Here is a 20,506-nt window from a genome sequence, read left to right as displayed (position 1 = left end):
CCCCCGCCTCGATCGGATCGCCCAGCGTCGTCCCGGTGCCGTGCGCCTCCACCACATCCACCTCGGCCGCCGAAACACCCGCATTCGCCAACGCCGCCCGGATCACCCGCTGCTGCGCCAGGCCGTTCGGCGCCGTCAGCCCATTCGACGCACCGTCCTGATTCACGGCCGAACCCCGCACCACCGCCAGCACCCGATGACCGTTCCGCCGCGCATCCGACAACCGCTCCAACAGCAACACCCCCACCCCCTCCGCCCAGCCGGTGCCGTCCGCGCCCGCCGCGAACGCCTTGCACCGGCCGTCGGGGGACAGCCCCCGCTGACGGCTGAACTCCACGAACATCCCCGGCGTCGACATCACCGTCACGCCACCCGCCAGCGCCATCGAGCACTCGCCGCTGCGCAGCGACTGCGCCGCCAGATGCAGCGCCACCAGCGACGAGGAACACGCCGTGTCCACCGTCAGCGCCGGACCCTCAAGCCCGAAGCTGTACGCGATCCGGCCCGATGCGACGCTCGGGGTGATGCCGGTCAGGCGGTGGCCGCCGATGTCGTCGGTCGACTCGTGCAGCCGCGGCCCGTAATCCTGGGCGGTGGCCCCGACGAAAACGCCCACGCCGCTGCCGCGCAGCCCGAGCGGATCGAGCCCCGCCCGCTCGAACACCTCCCACGACGCCTCCAGCAGCAACCGCTGCTGCGGGTCCATCGCCAACGCCTCACGCGGCGAAATCCCGAACAACTCCGCATCGAAATCCCCCGCCCCCGACAGAAACCCACCCCGCCGCGTATACGACGTCCCCACCCGCTCCGGATCGGCGTCGAACAACCCCGCAAGGTCCCAGCCCCGATCACCGGGGAAATCACCCACCGCATCCCCGCCGTCCACCACCAGCCGCCACAAATCCTCCGGCGATTCCACACCACCCGGATACCGGCACGCCATTCCCACAATCGCCACCGGCTCATCCGCCCCGCCACCACCACCGGCGACGGACGGGGCGGGCCGTTCCTGCCGGGGGCCGTGCGCCAGGTAGTCGGCGAGTGCCGCGGGCGTGGGGTAGTCGAACAGCACGGTGCTGGGCAGCGGATGCGCGGCGGCGTCCCGGAGCCGGTCGCGCAGTTCGACGGCCATGAAGGAGTCGAAGCCGAGGTCGCGGAACGTGGTGCCCTCCGGCACCGAGTCCGCCGAGGCGTGGCCGAGCACGGCCGCGGCTTCCTGCCGCACCAGGGTCAGGCGGTCGCGCGGCGGCACGGCCGGTGCGGCCGGCGCGGCTTCGGGCCGGGGCTCGGGGTCCCGCTCCGGCCGGGCCGCGGCGGGCGCGCCGGGGGCGGGTTCGTCCAGCCAGTAACGTTCCCGCTGGAACGCGTAGGTGGGCAGGGCGACGCGCCGGGCGGGGCGCCCTTCGGCGAACGGGAACGCGGACCAGTCGACGCGGTGGCCGCGCGCGTGCAGTCGGGCGGCTGCGGTGGCGGCCGTCCGCGGCTCGGGCTGGTCGGCACGGAGCAGGGGCACGAACAGCGCCGCGGGATCGTCCGGGAGGCAGCCGCGGCCCATGGCGGACAGCACGGCCCCGGGGCCCAGTTCGAGGAACGTGCGCGCGCCCGCGCCGTGGGCGTGCCGCAGGCCGTCGGCGAACCGGACGGGCCGCCTGGCCTGCGCCACCCAGTAGGCCGGGGTGCGGATCTCCTGCGGGTCGGCGGCACGGCCGGTCACGTTGGACATGACCGGCAGCCGGGGGGCGTGGAGGCCCAGGCCGGCCACGATCTCGCCGAACTCGTCGAGCATGCCGTCCAGGTGGTGGGAGTGGAAGGCGTGGGACGTCGTCAGCTGCTTGACCCGGCGGCCGCGTTCCCGCCAGTGCGCGGCGATGTCGGCGACGGCCCCGGCGTCGCCCGAGATGACGACGGCATCCGGTCCGTTGACGGCGGCGAGGGTCACGCGTTCCTCGTGGCCGGCGAGCGTGGCGCGTATCTCGTCCTCCGACGCCTGCACGGCGACCATGCCGCCGTCGTCGCGCCGCGCCTGCATGAGGCGGCCACGCGCGGTGACGAGGACGGCCGCGTCGGCCAGCGACAGGACACCGGCGGCGTGGGCGGCGCCGATCTCGCCGACCGAGTGGCCGACGAGCGCGTCCGGGCGCAGGCCCCAGGAGGTGACCAGGTGGAACAGGCCCGTTTCGAGGGCGAACAGCGCGGGCTGGGCGTAGGCGGTGCGCTGGAGGAGGTCGGGGCGTTCGGCGATGACCCGCTGGACGGGCTCGTCCAGGTGGCGGTCGACCTCGGCGCACGCCGCGTCGTAGGCGGCGCGGAATGCCGGGGACGTCTCGCGCAGTGCCAGGCCCATGCGGGGGCGCTGGCTGCCCTGCCCGGTGAACAGCAGCCCAAGGCCGCCGGGGCCCGCGCCGTCGGCGGTGTCCGTGACCAGACCAGGGGCCGGCCGGTTCCCGGCGAGCGCCGCGAGCGCGGCGGCGGCCTGCTCCCGGTCGGCGGCGACGAACGCGGCGCGGTGCGGCAGGTGCGTGCGGGCGGTGGCCAGTGTGTGGGCGATGTCGGCCGCAGGCTGCGCGGGAGGCGCGTCGAGGTGGCGGGCCAGGCGGTCCGCCTGCGCCCGCAGCGCCGTCGGGGTGGCCGCGGACAGCAGCCACGGCAGGGCGCGCGGCCGTTCCTCCGGGGCGGCCTCCGCCTCCCCGGTGTCCTCGGCCTCGGCCTCGGCGTCCCACGCGCCCACGACCACATGGCAGTTGGTGCCGCCCATGCCGAAAGAGCTGACGCCGGCCACGGGCGGCCGCCCGGCACCGCCCAGCGGGGCGAGCGCGGTCTGCACGCGGAGGCCGAGGTCGTCGAGCGGGATGTCCGGGTTCGGGTGCTCGAAGTTGAGGCTGGGCGGGAGTTCGCGGTGGCGCAGCGCCAGCAGCGCCTTGAGCAGCCCCGCGATACCGGCCGCGCCTTCCAGGTGCCCGATGTTGGTCTTCACCGACCCGACGGGCAGGAACGTTTCCTTCTGCCGCGCGGAGCCGAGGACCGCGCCGAGCGCCGCGGCCTCGACGGGATCGCCCGCGCGGGTGCCGGTGCCGTGCAGTTCGACGAACGCCACGTCGGCCGGGTCCACCCCGGCCCGCCGGTGGGCCAGCGCGATGCAGTCCTCCTGGGCGCGCTGCCGCGGCACGGTGAGCCCCGCGCCGCCGCCGTCGTTGTTCACGGCGCTGCCGTGGACGACTCCGTACACGGTGTCGCCGTCGGCCAGGGCCGCGGCCAGCGGCTTGAGGACGACCAGACCGGCGCCCTCGCCGCGGACGTAGCCGTTGGCGCGCTCGTCGAAGGTGTGGCACTGCCCGTCGGGCGAGAGGGCGCCGAAGGCGCGGACGCCCAGGGCGCTTTCCTCGGCGAGGTTGAGGTGCACGCCGCCCGCGAGGGCGACGGCGGACTCCCCGGCGCGCAGGCTCTGGCACGCCTGGTGGACCGCGACGAGGGACGAGGACTGGCCGGTGTCGATGGTCATGCTGGGGCCGCGCAGCCCCAGGGTGTGGGAGAGCCGGTTGGCGACCATGCCGCGCTGGAGGCCGGTCACCGTGTGGTGGGTGATCGCGTCCGTGCCGCGCCGGTGGAGGAGGGCCGCGTAGTCGTCCGCGGTGGCGCCGACGAAGACACCGGTCTCGCCGCCGTCCGCGGCGAGCACGGCCGGGGTGAGCCCCGCGTCCTCCAGGGCCTCCCAGCCGAGTTCGAGCATCAGCCGCTGCTGCGGGTCGAGCATCGCCGCCTCGCGCGGCGAGACACCGAAGAACGCGGCGTCGAAACGGTCGGGGGCCGCCAGGTAGCCGCCGGGGCCGAGCCCCGGTCGGTCGGCCGGGGCTTCGGTGATGGCGCTGCCGCCCCGGCGCAGTAACCGCCATAGCTCCTGCGGGTCCTGCGCCTGTGGCAGGCGGCAGGCCAGCCCGACGACGGCTATGGCTGTCGAGTCCTGCGTGGACGTCCGCGGGCGCGCGGCAGAGCTACCTGACGTTCCGGTCACGTGTTCCCCCGTCATGGCCACACGTCTGATCTGCTTCGGCCCGGGCTGGTACTCGGGCAGGTCAGTCCGCATCCTAGACGAGGCGGACTGCGCGTCGCTCCAGGATAGTTACGGCTCTGTCACGTTCCGCTCATTTCCCGTCGCGGCGCCGGGGCGCGGTGGTGCGTTCGGCCCCGGCGCTGAACTGCGGCGACTCCTGGGGCACTGGAGGAACGCCGCGGCGAAAGGGGCAGCTTCCGCACGAAACGGAACCGGCGCTTCGGGCGTGGCGCTTCAGTGGGGCTTGAGAGGCCCTCTATCAGGGCCGTACATCGAGCGCCGGGCCCGGGGCCGGGCCCGGGGGGCGTCAGGCGGCCGGTTCCAGGGGTCGGTAGCCCACACCCAGCGCGTCGAGCAGCGGCAGATGTGCGGTCAACCGGCGGCGGAACTCGGCGAAGTCCCGGCCGCCCGTGGACCAGCCGACCTCGGCCAGGGCGGCCAACCGGGGAAAGGCGCGCCACTCGACCAGCTCGGGCGTCGGCAGGTACTCGCTCCACAACTGGCCCTGAACGCCCAACACGCCGTCCGGTGGCGCGTAGCCGTACACCTCGGACATCGGCAGGCCGGCGCGGATGGCCAGCGGCTCCTGCGGGGCGTCGCTCTCCGACCAGTCCAGGTAGGTCCGTTCCTGCGGGGCGGCGATCACGTCGAGCCCTTGGCGGAGGGCCAGCGTGACGCGTTCCGACGTGCGCCAGGCGAAGACGGCCGTGCCCTCGGGCACGCCGTGCTCGATCAACTCGTCCCAGACGGCGGCCCGCCGCCCCAGACCCGACAGGTGCCGGGCGAGCCGCGCGGACCACCAGCCGAGGAGCTGGTCCGGCCCCGGCAGTCCCTCCTCCGCGGCACGGCGGCGCGCGGCCGGGCTGGCCCGCCACTCGTGCGGGGGCACCTCGTCGCCGCCTATGTGCACGTAGCGGAAGGGGAAGACGTCCGTCAGCTCGTCCAGCACGTGCCGCACGAACGCGACGGTCTCGTCGGCGGCGTTGAGCACGTGGGAGGAGATGCCCCACTCCCGCCGCACCGGCAGCCGGCGGGCCGGGTCGTTGCCCAGCTCGGGGTGGGCGGCGATGGCGGCCTGCATGTGCCCGGGGGCGTCGATCTCCGGCATGATTCGCACGCCGCGCCGCTCGGCGTGGGCGACCAGTCCGCGTAGTTCGCGCTGGGTATAGAAGCCGCCGTGCGGAACCTCGTCGGTGCGGCAGTCCCTGGCGTGACCGACAGGGGAACCGGTCCGGAAGGCGCCGACCTCGGTCAGCCTCGGGTACCGCTCGACCTCGAACCGCCAGCCCTGGTCGTCGGTGAGGTGCAGGTGCAGGGTGTTCAGCTTGTACAGGGCGAGCAGGTCGACATAGCGGTAGAGGAACGGCAGCGGGTGGCACCAGCGGGCCACGTCGAGCAGCGAGCCGCGCCAGGCGTGCCGGGGCCGGTCGGTGATCTCCACGCAGGGCAGCCGGTCGCCGTCGGCGAGCTGCCGCAGGGTCTGCACCGCCCAGCGCAGCCCGGCCGGCGTCGCCGCCTCGCCACGCACCCCGTCCGGCGTGACCCGCAGGCGGTAGCCCTCCGCGCCGAGGCCGGTGCCGGGGCCGTTATCCCTGGTCAGGGACAGTTCGATCCCCTCATCCGCCGCGGCGCCGCCCGCGACGCCCAGTACCTCGCGCAGCAGATCGCCGATGTCGTCGGGGGCGCGCACCGCGGTGCCGGGGCCGAAGGTGAAGTGCCCCTCCCCCACGTGCATCGTCTCGGGCCGCGGCACGACGGCCGGCGGCCGGCTCACCGGGCGGCGCGGCCGGCGCCGCGGGGGGATATGGGGGCGGTCGGATCGGCGGCCGGGGGCCGGTGCGCGGTGCGGTGCCGGGATGCGTCCATGCCGTGCGGGACTCCAGACTCGTCGGCGAAGGGAAGGGGGCCGTGCCCGCCAATGCGACAGAAGGTACATCTCGCTCGACCCGCTGCCAATAGGGCCGCGGCACCCCCGCCCCCCTGCGGCCGGTACCCCCGCGGCGAACGCGGGCGCACCGGCCGCCGCGGTCAGGACCGCGCCGCGGGCAGCTGGGCGCGGACCTCGCGCGCCGCCGCCACCACGTTCGCCAGCGAGGCCCGTACTTCGGGCCAGCCGCGGGTCTTCAGGCCGCAGTCGGGGTTGACCCACAGCCGTTCGGCGGGGATGGCCTCAAGTCCCTTGCGGAGCAGGGCCGCCACCTCCGCCGCCCCCGGAACGCGCGGCGCGTGGATGTCGTACACGCCGGGGCCCACCTCGCGCGGGTAGTGGGCACCCGCGAGCTCGACGGCGACCTGCATGTGCGAACGCGCCGCCTCCAGGCTGATGACATCGGCGTCCAAGTCGTCGATGGCGTCCAGGACATCACCGAACTCGGCGTAGCACATGTGCGTGTGGATCTGGGTGTCAGGGCGCGCCCCGCCGGTCGTGAGGCGGAACGCCTCGGTGGCCCAGGCCAGATACCCGGCGTGGTCGGCGGTGCGCAGCGGCAGGGTCTCGCGCAGCGCGGGCTCGTCGACCTGGATCACCACACTGCCGGCCGCCTCCAGATCGTCGACCTCGTCGCGCAGGGCGAGGGCGACCTGCCGGGCGGTGTCGGCGCGCGGCTGGTCGTCGCGGACGAAGGACCAGGCGAGCATCGTGACCGGGCCGGTCAGCATGGCCTTGACCGGCCGGTCCGTCAGCGACTGCGCGTACCGGGTCCAGCGGACCGTCATCGGCCCCGGCCGCGAGACGTCGCCCGCGAGGATCGGCGGGCGGACGTAGCGGGTGCCGTAGGACTGGACCCAGCCGGATTGCGTGGCGAGGTAGCCGGTGAGCTGTTCGGCGAAGTACTGGACCATGTCATTGCGTTCGGGCTCGCCGTGGACCAGGACGTCGATACCGGCCGCCTCCTGGAAGGCGATGACGTCCCGGATCTCGGTGCGCACCCGCTCCTCGTAGGCTTCGGTGCCGATGTGCCCGGCGCGCAGGTCGGCACGGGCCGTGCGCAGTTCCGTGGTCTGGGGGAACGAGCCGATGGTGGTCGTGGGCAGCGGCGGCAGGGAGAGGCGCGTGCGCTGGGCGGCGGCCCGTTCCGGATAGGGCCGGGAACGGCGGGCGTCGGCGCCGGTGACGGCCTCGACCCGGGCGCGGACCGCCGGGTCGCGGGTGAGGGGTGAGGCGGTGCGGGAGGCCAGGTCCGCGCGGTTGGCGGCGAGTTGGACGCCGATGGCGACGCTGTCCCCGTTGAGCCCGCGGGCCAGGGTGACGACTTCGGTGACCTTCTGCCGGGCGAAGGACAGCCAGCGGGCGATCTGCGGGTCGAGGTCGCGTTCCGCCGACGTGTCGAGGGGAACGTGCAGCAGGGAGCAGGAGGCGGCGACGTCGACGCCGTCGGCCAGGCCGAGGAGCGTGGCCAGCGTGGCCAGGGAGCGTTCGAGATCGTTGATCCACACGTTGCGGCCGTCGACGACGCCCGCGACCAGGCGCTTGCCCGGCAGCCCGCCGGCGGCGGCCAGATCGCCGAGGTTGGCGGCGGCCCTGCCGGTGAAGTCCAGCGCGAGCCCGTCGACCGGCGTCTTGGCGAGGACCGGCAGCGCCGGGCCCAGCCGGTCGAAGTAGGAGGCGACCAGGATCTTCGGCCGGTCGCCGAGCGCGCCGAGCTCGCCGTAGGCGCGGGCGGCGGCGGCGAGTTCGGACGGGCTGCGGTCCTGCACGAGCGCGGGCTCGTCCAGCTGCACCCAGCGGGCGCCCGCCGCGCGCAGATCGGCCAGCACCTCCGCGTACACCGGCAGCAGCCGCTCCAGCAGGGCCAGGGGCGGGAAGTCGCCCGCGACGCCGGGGGCGGGCTTGGCCAGCAGCAGGTAGCTGACCGGGCCGAGCAGCACGGGCCGGGCGGTCAGGCCGAGCGCGATGGCCTCCTTCAGCTCGGCGAGCTGCTTGGCGGGGTCCGCGGCGAAGGACGTGTCGGGGCCCAGCTCCGGCACGAGGTAGTGGTAGTTGGTGTCGAACCATTTCGTCATCTCGAGCGGCGCGGCATCCTGCGTGCCGCGGGCCATGGCGAAGTAGCCGTCGAGGGCGCTCGCGGCCACGGCCGCGCGGTGCCGGTCCGGGATGGCGCCGACCATCACCGAGGTGTCCAGGACGTGGTCGTACAGCGAGAAGTGGCCGGTGGGAACCTCGTCGATCCCCGCCTCCGACAGCTGCTCCCAGGTGGCGCGGCGCAGCCGGGCGGCGGTGCCGCGCAGGTCTTCCGCGGTGCCCCGGCCCTTCCAGTAGCCCTCGGTCGCCTTCTTCAGTTCGCGGTTGCTGCCCTGCCGGGGATAGCCGTACACGGTGGCCCGTGCTGCCGCGGCTGCGGACTTGGTGGTCAAGAAACTCTCCTTCGCGAGCATGTCTCCTGCTGACCGCCGGGACGGACGAGGGCTGCGAAGGGATGGCGAACGGACGGCGGCCGCACGGTGGTTGCCGCGCCGCGCTCGCCCAGGCCGACCCGCCCTCGAAGGTCACCGCGATCACCGCGCGGAATCGGTCCCGCGCGGGCAGTGGCAGGTCTTCGGACTCGCGGGCACCTCTGCCAGGGGCAGAGACCTAGTGGCCGTCGCTTCCCAGGCCCGGCCGGACCCAGTGCATCAAGACGGCGGTCGTTCCCGCTCACCGCTGCGGGGCAGTCCCGGATTCCCACCGGGTTCCCTCTTGCGACGCGCCTGCCTGGCGGGCAGGGCGAACCAGCTGCGCCGCCAGCCTAACGCGCGGCGCCCCGGCGCGGAGGCTGCGCCCGCGAATTGAGAAGATCGTCCGAAACCCCGACCGGAGACCGAGGGGAACGCACGACACCATGGACCGCATGATGGCCGCAGAAGCCCCCGTCCTGCTGCACACCGAGGGCCGCGCGGCCCGCCTCACCCTGAACCGGCCCGAGGCCCTCAACGCACTCACCCACCCCATGGTCCAGCACCTGGACCGGGCGCTGACCGCCTGGGCGGAGGACCCCGCGGTCCAGACCGTCGTGATCGACGGCGCGGGTCCCCGCGGGCTGTGCGCGGGCGGCGACATCCGCGCCATCCACCGCAACGCGCTGGCCGGCGACAACGGGCCCACGCGGGCGTTCTGGCGCGACGAGTACCGCCTCAACGCGCGCATCGGGCGCTACCCCAAGCCGTATGTGGCCCTGATGGACGGCATTACGATGGGCGGCGGCGTCGGTCTCTCCGCCCACGGCAGCGTGCGGGTCGTCACCGAACGCTCGCGCGTCGCGATGCCCGAGACGGGCATCGGCTTCGCGCCCGACGTCGGCGGCCTGCACCTGCTGGCCCGCGCCCCCGGCCGGCTCGGCACGCACCTGGCCCTGACCGGCGCCCCGGTGGGCGCGGCGGACGCCATCGCCTGCGGGCTCGCCGACCACTACGTGCCCGCCGACCGGCTCGGCGCCCTCCGCGACGATCTGGCCACGGCCCCCGCCGCGGAGGTCCTGCCCCGCCACGCACGCCCGGCACCCGCGGGCGAACTCGCCGCCCACCGCGAGTGGATCGACCACTGCTACGCGGCCGGCAGCGTCGAGGAGATCGTGGCCCGCCTGCGCACCTCCCCCACCCCCGCCGCCCGCACCACCGCCGACACCCTCCTGGCCCGCTCCCCCACCGCGCTGAAGGTCACTCTCGCCGCCCTGGGCCGCGCCCGCCGCCTCGACTGCCTGGAACGCGTCCTGGAACAGGACTACCGCGTCTCGTGCGCCGCCCTGTCAACCCCCGACCTGGTGGAAGGAATCCGCGCCCAGGTCATCGACAAGGACCGCACCCCCCACTGGTCCCCCGCCACCCTGCAAGAAGTCACCCCCTCAACAATCTCCCGTTTCTTCACCCACCGCGGCCCGGAAGAACTGACCCTGCCGTAAACAACTCGGCCCCTGAAACCCGCGAACCCCCCGAAAACAAAGAAGGTCCGAGACCGTACGGTCCCGGACCCGGATCAAATCGATTCACGCGTAGAGGCACACCTTGGGCACCAGCCTCACCAGCTTCGTCTGATATGCGGCTCCCGCCTCTTCGTCCGCTATGACCGCGGCACCTGACACCGGATGACGGTCGTGCGCGGACGCACCGCTCGTCATTAATACCGTGACAACGGCGGTGGAGGCCAAGAGGGTAACAATCGAAGAACGCTTCGGGGACAAAAGGGCGCGCCTTTCCGAACGGAAATATCCGCCTCGGGCGGCTTATCCGCCGAGGGCTGGATCAGCGTAGATCATCCAGCCGACGGATGCAAAATCGTATGTTCGAAGGAGGACCCTGAGAGATATCGGGCCCGACGAGCACACGGGCATTACCCCATGGGCATGACTCAATCGCCGGCAGATTCACACGGGAGCACATTCGCGCGTCACGCCGACGGTGGCACGGACCACGAATATGGTACCCCCCGCAGGGCGGGCCGGTGACCGCGAATACCTTCTGCCCCACGCGCTTGCCAGGGCCTACGGCCCGGTCTCAGCTGTCTCGTTGATCGGTGAACTTGTCAGTCACCGAGAGCTTGCGGGCCGACCGCCCGGTCACGCCGGACAGGACTGCTGTCAAGACCTCAGGACGGAAAGCAACTCCTGTGCACGTGCAGCCTCACTTTCCGCACCGATACGCCGCGCCACCTCGAGTGCCGCCGCCGCGGACGAGGCCGCGGCCTCGTCCGCGCCGAAGTCATGCTCGGTGGCAGCCATGTCCAGCAGGGCCTGCGCCTCTTCCGGCGCGGCACCGATGGCTCGGGCGGCCCGCAGGGCCTCCTCATGGTGCCGTACGGACGCCTCTCTCCGGCCCTGCCTCCGCAGGATTACACCGATTCCATTCAGAACGATGGATTCGGTGCGCCGTTCACCGGCGTCGCGCAGCACGGGCAGCGCTTTCTCGTACAGGTCGAGCGAGGCATCGAATTCGCCGAAGTGCTGGAGTAGATCCGCCAGATTGAGCTGCACGGTCGCACGCTCCACAGCACTGCCATGAGTCTCGAAGATCCGGAGTGCACGCTCGTAGGAGGAACGAGCCTCACCCGGCTTGTCGCGTTCCCCGAAAATGTCACCCAGGTTATTGTGCGCCAACCCCATCAACCGGTGATGGCCGCTCGCCTCGAAACCCTTCAGAGCGGACTGGAAAAGTTCCTGAGCGGTGTCGAGATCGCCCAGGTGGAGAAGCGTAATGGCGAGATTGTTCTGCGCCCTGGCAGACTGGCTGCGATCGGATGTCCGCAGCCAGATGTCGAGTGCTTCTCTTTGCAGTTCGGCGGCACCGTGCCGGTTCCCGAGGAAAGTCTCGGGCAGGGACAATCGCGTGAGCGCTTCCGCCACGATGTCCGCGTCACCCAGCGAGCGAGCCAGATCCAGCGCCCTTTTCCCCGCGGTGACCGCGTCCGGCAGAAGACCGGCGTGCGTGCGCGCCGCGCACAAGTCAATCAGGGCGCGGGCCTCTTCCGCCCGTTCCTCCGTGGTCCGCCAATAAGCGGCGGCCCGCCGTATCAGCTCCGCGGCCACGGAGCCGAGACGTTCCGCGTCGTGGAATCCGGCAAGGACATGCGCAAACAGGGCGGCGCGTCGTGGCGGGCCGACGTGCCACGCGTGTTCAGCAGTTGCGAGCAGGTTCTCCCGTTCCGCTCCCAACCACGTACGCGCCTGCGCTTGGTCGGCCCATTCGGAGATTGTGTGCGCCACTGCGTCGACAGGCGTTCGCGGGCGGTGGGGGTACAGAGTGCGATCGGCGGCGTCCGCGTACCGAAGGTAAAAGTCGATCAGCTGGCCCTTCGCAGCCGCGCGTTCCGTCTCCGGCTCCTCCGAAGAGGCCAGTATCTGCGCGTACTCTCGCAGCAGATCATGTAGGGAGTAGCGCCCGGGCACGAGTTCCTGAATGAGGTACCGGTCGAGGAGATCTTCGAGAAGGTGCTCCGCCCGGTGGCTGGTCATGCCGGTCAGCGCGGCTACCGCCTCCGGCGTAATGTCCGGGCCGACATGGAGGCCGAGGCGCCGGAAGAGGCACTGCTGTTCACCGGTGAGCAAGCGGTAGGAGAACTCAAATGCTCGCCAGATCTCTCGATCGCCGTCGCGGATCGCACTTATCCGCTGACTGCTGCCCAGAAGCCGTCGGGTCAGGTCGGAAAGGCTCCACGTGGGGTGGGAGTTGAGCCGACCGGCCATGATCTCGAGCGCGAGCGGCAGGTAGCCGCTCAGCCGGACGATGTCCGCCACTTCCGCATCGTCCCGCGTGCGTTCCTCGCCCACCAGACGCCGGAACAGTGCGATGGCGTCGCGCTCCGGCAGCATGCTCAACGTGATGCGGCGCAGTCCTGGGATGCCGACCAGCCGGCGGCGGCTGGTCACCACGACTACGGACGGGGAGTCGCCGGGCAGCAGCGGGCGCACCTGGCCGGGGTCGGCCGCGTCGTCGAGCAGTACCAGCACCCTTCGCTGGGTGAGCATCGCGCGCCACAGCGACGTCGCCGAGTCAAGGTCCCTCGGTATGCGGTCGGTTGGCGTGCCGAGGAAGCGCAGCAGGAAATCGAGCGCCGCCGCCGGACTCATGGGGGCGGAGGCACCGGCGTGCGCCCGCAAATTAATATATATGAGCCCGTCAGGGAATAAATGCCGCATCTCACGCCCCACGGCGACGGCCAGCGCGGTCTTGCCCACGCCCGACATCCCCTCGATGGCCTCCAGGGCCACCGAGCCGCCCACCGCGCTCTCCCCGCGCTCCAATGCACCCCTCAGCGCGGAGCGTTCCTGATCTCGGCCGACGAGACCGGCGGCGGGCGGCAGGTTGTCGGGGGGCGGACCGGTGGCAGACCGGAGCTGCTCCCTGACGCCACCGGGCACGAGTTCCCCTACGGGGACGTTGCGCAGGATGCTCTTCTGGAGGCGCCTGAGTCGGTGATCGGGCTCGACGCCGGATTCCTCGCGCAACCGCCGCCAAGTCCTCTGGTAGACCTGAAGAGCTTCCGAAGTCCGCCCGCAGCCGTAAAGGGCGAGCATCAGGTACTCGGCCAGCCGCTGATCCTCGGGGTACTGGCTGGTGAGTGACACCAGCGCGCCGACGATATCGGCGAAATGGCCACGGCGAAGGCCTATTCCGGCCCGGATGAGTGCCGCCGCGAGCAGGCGTGGCGTCAGTGAACGGCGCACTTCTTCGGCCCACAGACCGGTGATTCCGGCCAGCGGGTCGCCGCGCCACAGCGGCGCCGCTTCGTCGAGCGCCTGAAGTGCCCCCTCGTCATCGCCTCCGTCGACGAGATGGCGGGCTCGTGCACTGAGCCCGAGATAACGGTAGAGATCAATGCTCTGCGGAACGACATCGAGGAGGTAGCCGTGATCCTGCTGCACCACGGGGGACTGATGCGTTCCGGGATGCTTCGTTGCCTTCCTGAGGCGCGACGTCAGAGAGCGCAGATTGCCACGCGGGGAAACCGGGGGCCGATCTTCCCACAATCGGTTGATCAATGTGTCGGAGGATACGGATTTGCGCACGTCAAGCGCCAAGGAGGCAAGCACGATGCGCTCTTTGATGGAGCCGGGACGGCGCACTTCACCGTCCACGACCATATCCACGCTGCCGAGTATCCGGAACTCCACCAGCCCCCTCCTGCCGGTATCGCTCCCCGATTCAAGTAAGACAGTATAAGAATGGCACACAAGCCGGAGTTGCCACCAGTGCCCCGAAGGCCCTCTCGCTCGCGATTGACACCCTTGCCCGCCTTCGATCACTTGTACGATACTGAAGTTTCAGGTTGGCCGCGTGAAATGCCGAGGGGGAGCAGTGGCGGAATCTGAGTTGTCAAGGGCACTTGCAGTGGCTCTCGACCGGGGGCAGGATGAGCCGGCCCGTGCGGAGTTGGCCGCCATCCTCGGTCAACTTCGCGGTCAATACCACGACATGGCGACACAATGGGCACGGCTCACGAAGACCGGCGCCGGGGCCGGGGACATCGCGTCGCTCGCCGAGGCCCTGGCCCGATATGGCGAGCGGGACGCCGCACTGGCCGAAAAGCTGCGCCACTGGGTCGGCAGAACACTGGGGAACAGGCCCCGCCTTCCCGACCGTGCCGATCACCACAATGTGATGGACGGATTCGGCCAGAGCTGGGGAATGGCTGTTCAGGCCCGGGACATCCTCGGGGGCATTCATCTGCACGAGCAGGTCACCCGGCCGCCCGTGCCGCGGCAACTTCTGCCCGTTCCCGCCCATTTCACAGGGCGGGAGAACGACCTTGACGCGCTCGACGTCATGCGCAGTGCACGAAGGGCCGACCGGCCCCAGGTCATCGTGGTCAGCGGCCCGGCGGGGGTGGGCAAGACCACCCTGGTGTCGCAGTGGCTGTGGCAGCACAAGGAGGAGTTCCCCGATGGCCACCTCTATGCGGACCTGAAGGGCTACTCACCCGGGCCTCCGGTTTCCCCCTCCGACATACTCGGTGATCTGCTGCGGGCTTTCGGCCGGAAAGAACTGCCCGAAAAGCTGCCGGAGCTGACCGCACTGTGGCGTTCGGTGACCGCCGAGCTCCGGTTCGCCCTCGTCCTGGACAACGTGCTCACCGCGGCCGTGGCCCGGCTCATGCTGCCGAGCGCCTCGGGGAGCCTGGTGGTCGTCACCAGCAGACACCGGCTGACCGGGCTGGTGACCGACGGTGCGTCCTTCCGGCACGTGGGCACGCTCGACGAAGGGGCGGCCGTGGAACTGCTGTCACTCAGCGTGGGTCATGAACGGATCGCGCGGGAACAGTCCGCCGCGCGTCAGGTGGTCACGCTCTGTGCTTCTCTGCCGCTGGCCCTGTGCCTGGCCGCGGCCCGCATCACCGCGCGCCCCGAGCAGCCGATGGCGCGTTTCGTCGAGGCCCTGACCCGGGGCGCCGGGCCGCTGGGCACGCTGGCCGTGGAAGGTGACCGCACCATGCAGACCGTTCTGGACGAGTCGTACGCGGCCCTGGCACCCGACGCGGCGGACGCCTACCGGCGCCTCGGCCTGCTCCCGATCACCGTCTTCGACGCGTCCCTGGCCGGCGCCGCCCTGGGCTCCGACGAGCACGAGGCCGACCGACGGCTGCAACTCCTGCTGGACGTCAACCTGCTGGAGGCAGTCGATGGGAGCCGTTACCGCTTTCACGACCTCGTGCACACCCATGCCGTGCAGCGGGGCCGCCAGGAGGCCGACGCCGCACGCGAAGAGACGGTGGGCAGGTTCCTCGACTGGTGCCTGGCCGGCGCCACCGCGGCCGAGGAGACGCTGACGCCCTCCCACAGAACGCTGGGCCCGCGCACGTACCGCCACCCGCCCGCGCCGCCGTGCTCCCTGCCGGACGAGGGCACGGCGATGGCATGGCTCGAAACTCACCGCGAGACGCTGGCGGCCGCCCTGCGGTATGCCGCGGACGCCGGGTGGGACGACACCGTGTGGCAGCTCACCGATGCCCTGTGGCCGCTCTTCCAGCGGCTGCGCCTTTATGAGTTCTGGGCGGATGCCCACCGGCGCGGGCTCGCCGCCGCGCGGCGCGCCGGGAACAGGCGGGCCGAGGCACGCATGCTGACCTCGGGCGGCATCGGCCTTCGAAGCGCGGGCCGTTGGGAGGACGCGGTCGAGTGGTTCCGCCAGGCGCTGGACCTGGCCAGGGAGACGTCCGACCGGCGGGACGAGGCCCAGGCGCTCAACGGCCTGGGCAGTTCGCTGAAAGGTGCCGGACGGCGTGAGGAGGCGGAGCGGTGCTTCACCGAGGCCCTCACCCTGCGCGAGGAGATCGGGTACCGCCGTGGGGCCGCGCTCTCGCGGGTGCGCCTGGGCGAACTCGCCCTGGAAACTGGGAATTTCGCGCGGGCCGTCGCCTTCCTGCGGCGGGCCTGTGCCGACCTCGACGCGGAGAACGACACATATGACGGCACCCGGGCGGGTGCCCTGCTCGGCTTCGCCCTCGTTCAGCAGGGGGACGAACGCGAAGGGCTCGACCGGCTGCATACCGCTCGGGAGCACTTCGCCACCACGGGCTCCGGCTTCTGGCACGGGCGCGTTCTCGACATGCTCGGTCAACTGGCGGCGCACCGGGGCGACACGGCAGGGGCACGGAAGTTCTTCGAGCAGGCCTTCCCGCTGCTCACCGCCGCGGGCGCGCCCGAGGCCGAACGTGTCGCGGAGCGCCTCAAGGAGCCGGAACCCGAGCCCCCCGAGGCCCCCGAGCCCTCCTGACCTCCGGCTGCACAAGGGGCCGCCTGCAAAGGGCGTCCGGCAGACGGGCCCCGCCCCGGAGGGGCTCCGGGACGGGGCCCGCCGCCCTCAGGCCACCGTGTCACCGCCCGCCGCCGGGCCGTTCAGCGGCAGCAGCAGCACGCGTAGCGCGCCGCCCGCCACCAGCAGGCCGTTCCGGGTCAGGGCGACGGGGCCGAGCGTGGACCAGGGGCGGCCCAGTACCAACTGGCAGTGCAGCAGGGAGGCCACGGCACAGCAGTCGGCCGCCGTCAGGGCCGGGCGGTGCGCGCCGTCCGGTACGGCCCGCAGGCGCGTTCCGTCCCGGGCGCCGACGACGCAGCCGCCGGTGTCCTCCCGCGCGACCGCGACCAGGCAACCCGGATACCGGGACAGCGCCCGGCCGACCGCCTCGGCGGCGCGGCCGACGGGCTGGCTGCGGTCGACGCGCAGCACGTCGGCGGTCTCGTACCAGCGGGAGCCGTACCGCGGATCGAGGGCCGCGCTCAGGTGAACGTCGGCCGCTCCCACGCCGTGACCGCAGTCCGGGGGCGAGGTGAAGGGCGGGGACCAGTGCCGCGCCCATAAGTGCAGCCGCTCCGACGAACGGGTCAGCTCCACCGTCATTCCGGGACGCGCCCCCGCCCCGGCCGGCGGCGGTCCTTCGCCCGCCCGGGCCACGGCGACGGACAGGCACCGTTTCATGCCGCCACCTCCGCGTCGTCCCCGGCCCCGTGGGTCCAGGTGTCCAGCGGCGGCGGCGCGGGGAGCGGGGGCAGCAGCGGCGGGCAGGCGGGCTCCCCGATCCCCAGCATCCGGTACATCAGCGACCGCATGTTGCGGTGGAAGCGCCCGGGCTCGGACGAGATGCGTTCGGCGATGCGCGCGTACGCGGACCGCCGGTACTCCCTTCTCGCGTAGTCGAGTTGTTCTTCGAGCGGGGACCCGGGCGACAGCACGGGCGCGGTGGCGGCCAGGGCCGCCGCGGGTGAGGCATGGTGCACCTCGGCGTGCGGGAAGCGGGCCAGCAGGATGGGGACCGGGATGAGGGTCGCGTAGGAGGTCAGCGATCCGTGGTCCCCGATGACCCAGTCGGCCGCGGGCAGGACCGCCCGCCAGTCGACCTCCGGCGGGATGATGGCGATGCCGCGGCGCCGGTATGCGGCCAGCCAGGCCCGGATCTGGTACCAGCCGTGTGCGGCCCAGATGTTGGGGTGGGGCAGCACGGCCGTGCGGAACGTGTCCTGCGGCAGTTCGCTGAGCAGCCGGGGCAGGAGCGCGTCGAACGCCTGGAAGGACGCCGAAGCGCCCCAGGTGCTCGCCACCACCACCAGCTTGCGGCCGTCGTTCAGGCCCAGTGCCCCGCGGTACCGGTCGCGGTGCCCGATGCCGTCCAGGAGCCGGTCGTACGCCGGGTCGCCGACCACCGTGGCGACCGGCAGTGCCTCGGGGCAGTCCCGGGCCAGCGTGGTCAGTTCGTCGCGGTGGGCCAGGGCGAGCGCGGCGGTGAGGAGCCGGTCGCCGCGCATGAGGTTGTCCCGGCTGAGCATGCCGGGCGGCCGCTCCCGCACGGTGCCTCCGGCCCATGACTTCTGAAGCTTGATGTGCCCGGCGCCGTGAGAGAGCAGAACGAGCGGCGCGCGCACCGCGTCGATACCCTCCCAGCCGGCGGCGAGCGCGAGGTCGAACTCGGTCGCGGTCGCCTCCCGCCACGGCAGCACCGGGCTGCCGAGGCGGTGCAGGAACCGCGCCACTCCTTCGCTGAACGCGTGCGGGGCCACGGTGAAGTGGACCTCGATCCGCATGTCGGACTCGAGCAGCGGAAAGATGTCGAGCAGACGCTGAGCGAAGGTGAGTGTCTGAGCGACAACGAGCACCCTCTTGCAGCCACGAACGGTCAGCCACTGCTCGTGAGTGTGAGGTATCGGCCCGTCGAGGCCGATCACGGATGACATGACATCCCCCTTAGGATCGCCCCGATCCCCCTGATCGGGGCGGTTGCACGGCCGCGCACCCGCCGACGGCATGGTGCCTCTCGGCCGCCAGTACGGCGCATTCCCGCGCGGGTGGACGGAAGCCTTGCAGAAAGGTTGCAGCGCATTGCCACGCGGTGCCGCGTGGCGCCACGCCCCGGCGGCGGCGCGGGGTGTGCCCCCGCGTTCCCGCACGTCACGGGCCCGGTTAAGGTACGCCGGTATGACGCATCGGCGGGATGGTGGGACCTGCATACCGACGTCCGAACCCGGTCTCGTGCTGCGGGAGTTGCTGGCCGCGGACGCCGGGGAGTACGTGAGTCTGCTGGCGGCGAACCGGGAGCACCTGGGGCGGTACGCGGACTGGGACGACGAACGGTCGTCCGATCCGGGGTGGATCGGGCAGCAGCTGGCGGAGGTGCCGTCGGACGGCTCCGTGCGGTTCGGCCTGCGACTGGGCGGAAGCCTGGTCGGGCGGGTGGACCTGATCGCGACGGCCGCCTCGCGCTACCGGATCGCGTACTGGCTGGACGAACGGCACACCGGGCGCGGTCTCGCGACGGCCGCGGCGCGCGCGGCCGTCGCACACGCCGGGGACGTGCGCGGCGCGCGCGACGTGTACGCGGCGGTGACCGGCGCCAACCGGCGCGGCGCGGCGGTGCTGGGGCGGCTCGGCTTCGCCGCGGCCGGGGAGGCGCGGGGGTACCGGCTGTTCCAGCGGGCGTTCGGCCCGCCGCCCGGGCCGGTGCCCGTGCCGCGGCCGGCGGCGCGCGTTCTGCTGGTGGACGACGAGGGGCGGCTGCTGCTGTTCTCCGGGCGCAGGGACGGGACGACCTATTGGTACTCGGCCGGCGGCGGCCTCGAACCCGGCGAGAGCCACGAGCAGGCGGCCCTGCGCGAACTGCGCGAGGAGACCGGCCTGACCGGGGTGCGGCTGAGCGGCGAGGTGTGGCGAGGCCGGCCGGTGATCGCGCGGTGGGGCGGCGTCGCGCACGAGCTGCGACAGCGCTACTTCCTGGCGCGGGTGCCGGTCTGCGAGATCGACACGTCCGGCTTCGACGAGCTGGAACGGGCGCGCGTCACGGGCCACCGCTGGTGGCCGCAGCAGGAGCTGGCGGCCACGGCGGACGTGCTGCGCCCGGCCGGGCTGCCCGGGCTGCTGGCCCGGCTGCTCGCCGAAGGACCGCCCGCGCGGCCGGTGCTGGTGGACGCCTGATCAGGCGGCCCGGTCGAGCTGCTCGGGGGTCACGCGGTGCAGGAGGGGCACGCCGGCCAGCAGGCGTTCCAGCTCCTCGACGACGGTGAGCCCGAGGCGCCGCAGCTCGTTGCCGTGCGAGCCGGCGATGTGCGGGGTGAGCAGCACGTTGGGCAGGCCGTACAGCGGGGAGTCGGCGGGCAGCGGCTCCGGCTCCGTGACGTCGAGGACGGCGCGCAGCCGCCCGGCGGCCAGCTCCGCGGTCAGCGCCCCGGTGTCGACCAGCGACCCGCGGGAGGTGTTGATCAGGACGGCGCCGTCGCGCATGAGGGCCAGGCCGGAACGGTCGATCAGGTGCCGGGTCCCGTCGTTCGCCGGGGCGTGCACGCTGACGATGTCGCTGTCGGCGAGCAGCTCGGCGAGGCCGGCGGACCGCACACCGAGCCGGTCGGCCGCCGCGTCGTCCACGTAGGGATCGTAGAGGCTGACGTCGAAGTCGAAGGGCCGCAGCAGCTCGATCACGCGGCGGCCGATGCGGGAGGCGCCGATGATGCCGACGCGGCGGCCGAGGTTGCCGATGCCGGGGTGAATCTTCCCGAGCGTGAAGCGGCGTTCGGCACGGAGGCGGTCGGCGAGCCCGAGCGCGTCCTTCCCGGCCAGCAGGATCATCGCCAGCGTGTACTCGGCGACGGGCAGGGCGTTGGCCGCGGCGGCAGAGGAGACGACGAGGCCGCGCTGCCACCCGCGCGTCGGGAGCAGGTGGCGGACCGAACCGCCGGTGTGGAGCACGGCCCGCAGCCTGGGGGCGGCGGCCAGCACCTCGGAGGGCACCTGCGGGCAGCCCCAGCCGGTGATCAGCACGTCGAGCGACGGCAGCAGGGGCCCGATCCGCGGGTCGTGGAAGTCGGCCGCGACCAGCCCCGGGTCGATATCGGCCACAGTCGTCAGCCGGGACAGCACCGCGGGCGGGAAGAGCATCGGCAGGTGCTGTGCGTCCAGGACGAACAGCGCAGAGGGACGTGCGGACATGAGGAAGGTCCCTCCCGGGCGGTAGAAATCGTTCTCTAATCTAGGAGGCGGCGAACCGCGCGGTCAATTCCCCCCGAAGGCGGACTG

General features: G+C 72.5%; 10 protein-coding genes and 1 riboswitch. Of the genes, 3 read left to right on the top strand and 7 right to left on the bottom strand.

Going from position 1 to position 20,506, the window contains the following annotated elements; all coding sequences use genetic code 11:
• The 3 genes from STBA_RS31180 to metE all read right to left on the bottom strand — a co-directional run.
• Window positions 1–4,009, bottom strand: a 4,009-nt coding sequence (locus STBA_RS31180) for a type I polyketide synthase (RefSeq protein ID WP_253195134.1), incomplete at its 3' end; no start/stop codon positions are given.
• A 346-nt stretch (window positions 4,010–4,355) separates the two neighbouring features.
• Window positions 4,356–5,822 carry a beta-N-acetylhexosaminidase gene (locus STBA_RS31175; protein ID WP_253195132.1) on the bottom strand — a complete coding sequence of 489 codons (1,467 nt, stop codon included), beginning with the start codon at window positions 5,820–5,822 and terminating at the stop codon, window positions 4,356–4,358.
• A gap of 254 nt (window positions 5,823–6,076) precedes the next feature.
• Window positions 6,077–8,401: a 5-methyltetrahydropteroyltriglutamate--homocysteine S-methyltransferase gene (gene metE / locus STBA_RS31170; protein ID WP_077063740.1), complete on the bottom strand. Its 2,325-nt coding sequence runs from the start codon at window positions 8,399–8,401 to the stop codon at window positions 6,077–6,079.
• 176 nt (window positions 8,402–8,577) lie between these two features.
• Window positions 8,578–8,725: riboswitch (cobalamin riboswitch) on the bottom strand.
• A 149-nt stretch (window positions 8,726–8,874) separates the two neighbouring features.
• On the opposite strand from metE, the gene STBA_RS31165 reads away from it, so the two are divergent.
• Window positions 8,875–9,921: an enoyl-CoA hydratase/isomerase family protein gene (locus STBA_RS31165; protein ID WP_077063739.1), complete on the top strand. Its 1,047-nt coding sequence runs from the start codon at window positions 8,875–8,877 to the stop codon at window positions 9,919–9,921.
• Window positions 9,922–10,596: 675 nt separating this feature from the next.
• Here the strand turns inward: STBA_RS31165 and STBA_RS31160 are convergent.
• On the bottom strand, window positions 10,597–13,626 hold the full coding sequence (locus STBA_RS31160) for a BTAD domain-containing putative transcriptional regulator (protein WP_077062381.1): 3,030 nt from the start codon (window positions 13,624–13,626) through the stop codon (window positions 10,597–10,599).
• 301 nt (window positions 13,627–13,927) lie between these two features.
• Here STBA_RS31160 and STBA_RS31155 point away from each other — a divergent pair, with 301 nt between their 5' ends.
• Entirely contained in the window at window positions 13,928–16,225 is a 2,298-nt protein-coding gene (locus STBA_RS31155) for a tetratricopeptide repeat protein (protein WP_077062380.1), read from the top strand.
• Window positions 16,226–16,312: 87 nt separating this feature from the next.
• On the opposite strand, the gene STBA_RS31150 is transcribed toward STBA_RS31155, so the two are convergent.
• Together STBA_RS31150 and STBA_RS31145 are read right to left on the bottom strand one after the other, a co-directional pair.
• Complete coding sequence (locus tag STBA_RS31150) at window positions 16,313–16,927, bottom strand: hypothetical protein (protein ID WP_143659593.1); 615 nt, start codon at window positions 16,925–16,927, stop codon at window positions 16,313–16,315.
• Window positions 16,924–18,177 carry a hypothetical protein gene (locus STBA_RS31145; RefSeq protein WP_077062378.1) on the bottom strand — a complete coding sequence of 418 codons (1,254 nt, stop codon included), beginning with the start codon at window positions 18,175–18,177 and terminating at the stop codon, window positions 16,924–16,926. Before STBA_RS31145 ends, STBA_RS31150 begins: the two co-directional genes overlap by 4 nt.
• A 241-nt stretch (window positions 18,178–18,418) precedes the next feature.
• On the opposite strand from STBA_RS31145, the gene STBA_RS36045 reads away from it, so the two are divergent.
• The gene (locus STBA_RS36045; protein ID WP_171987821.1) at window positions 18,419–19,411 is read left to right on the top strand and encodes a GNAT family N-acetyltransferase; all 993 of its coding nucleotides are present in this window, start codon (window positions 18,419–18,421) and stop codon (window positions 19,409–19,411) included.
• On the opposite strand, the gene STBA_RS31130 is transcribed toward STBA_RS36045, so the two are convergent.
• Entirely contained in the window at window positions 19,412–20,419 is a 1,008-nt protein-coding gene (locus STBA_RS31130) for a hydroxyacid dehydrogenase (protein WP_077062377.1), read from the bottom strand. It abuts the gene before it with no gap.
• Between the last annotated feature and the right edge of the window lie 87 nt (window positions 20,420–20,506).

The organism is Streptomyces sp. MP131-18 (genome assembly GCF_001984575.1).
GTDB lineage: Bacteria > Actinomycetota > Actinomycetes > Streptomycetales > Streptomycetaceae > Streptomyces > Streptomyces johnsoniae.
The sequence above is the reverse complement of the archived record's forward strand: the minus strand, read 5'-3'. Positions and strand labels throughout refer to the sequence as shown.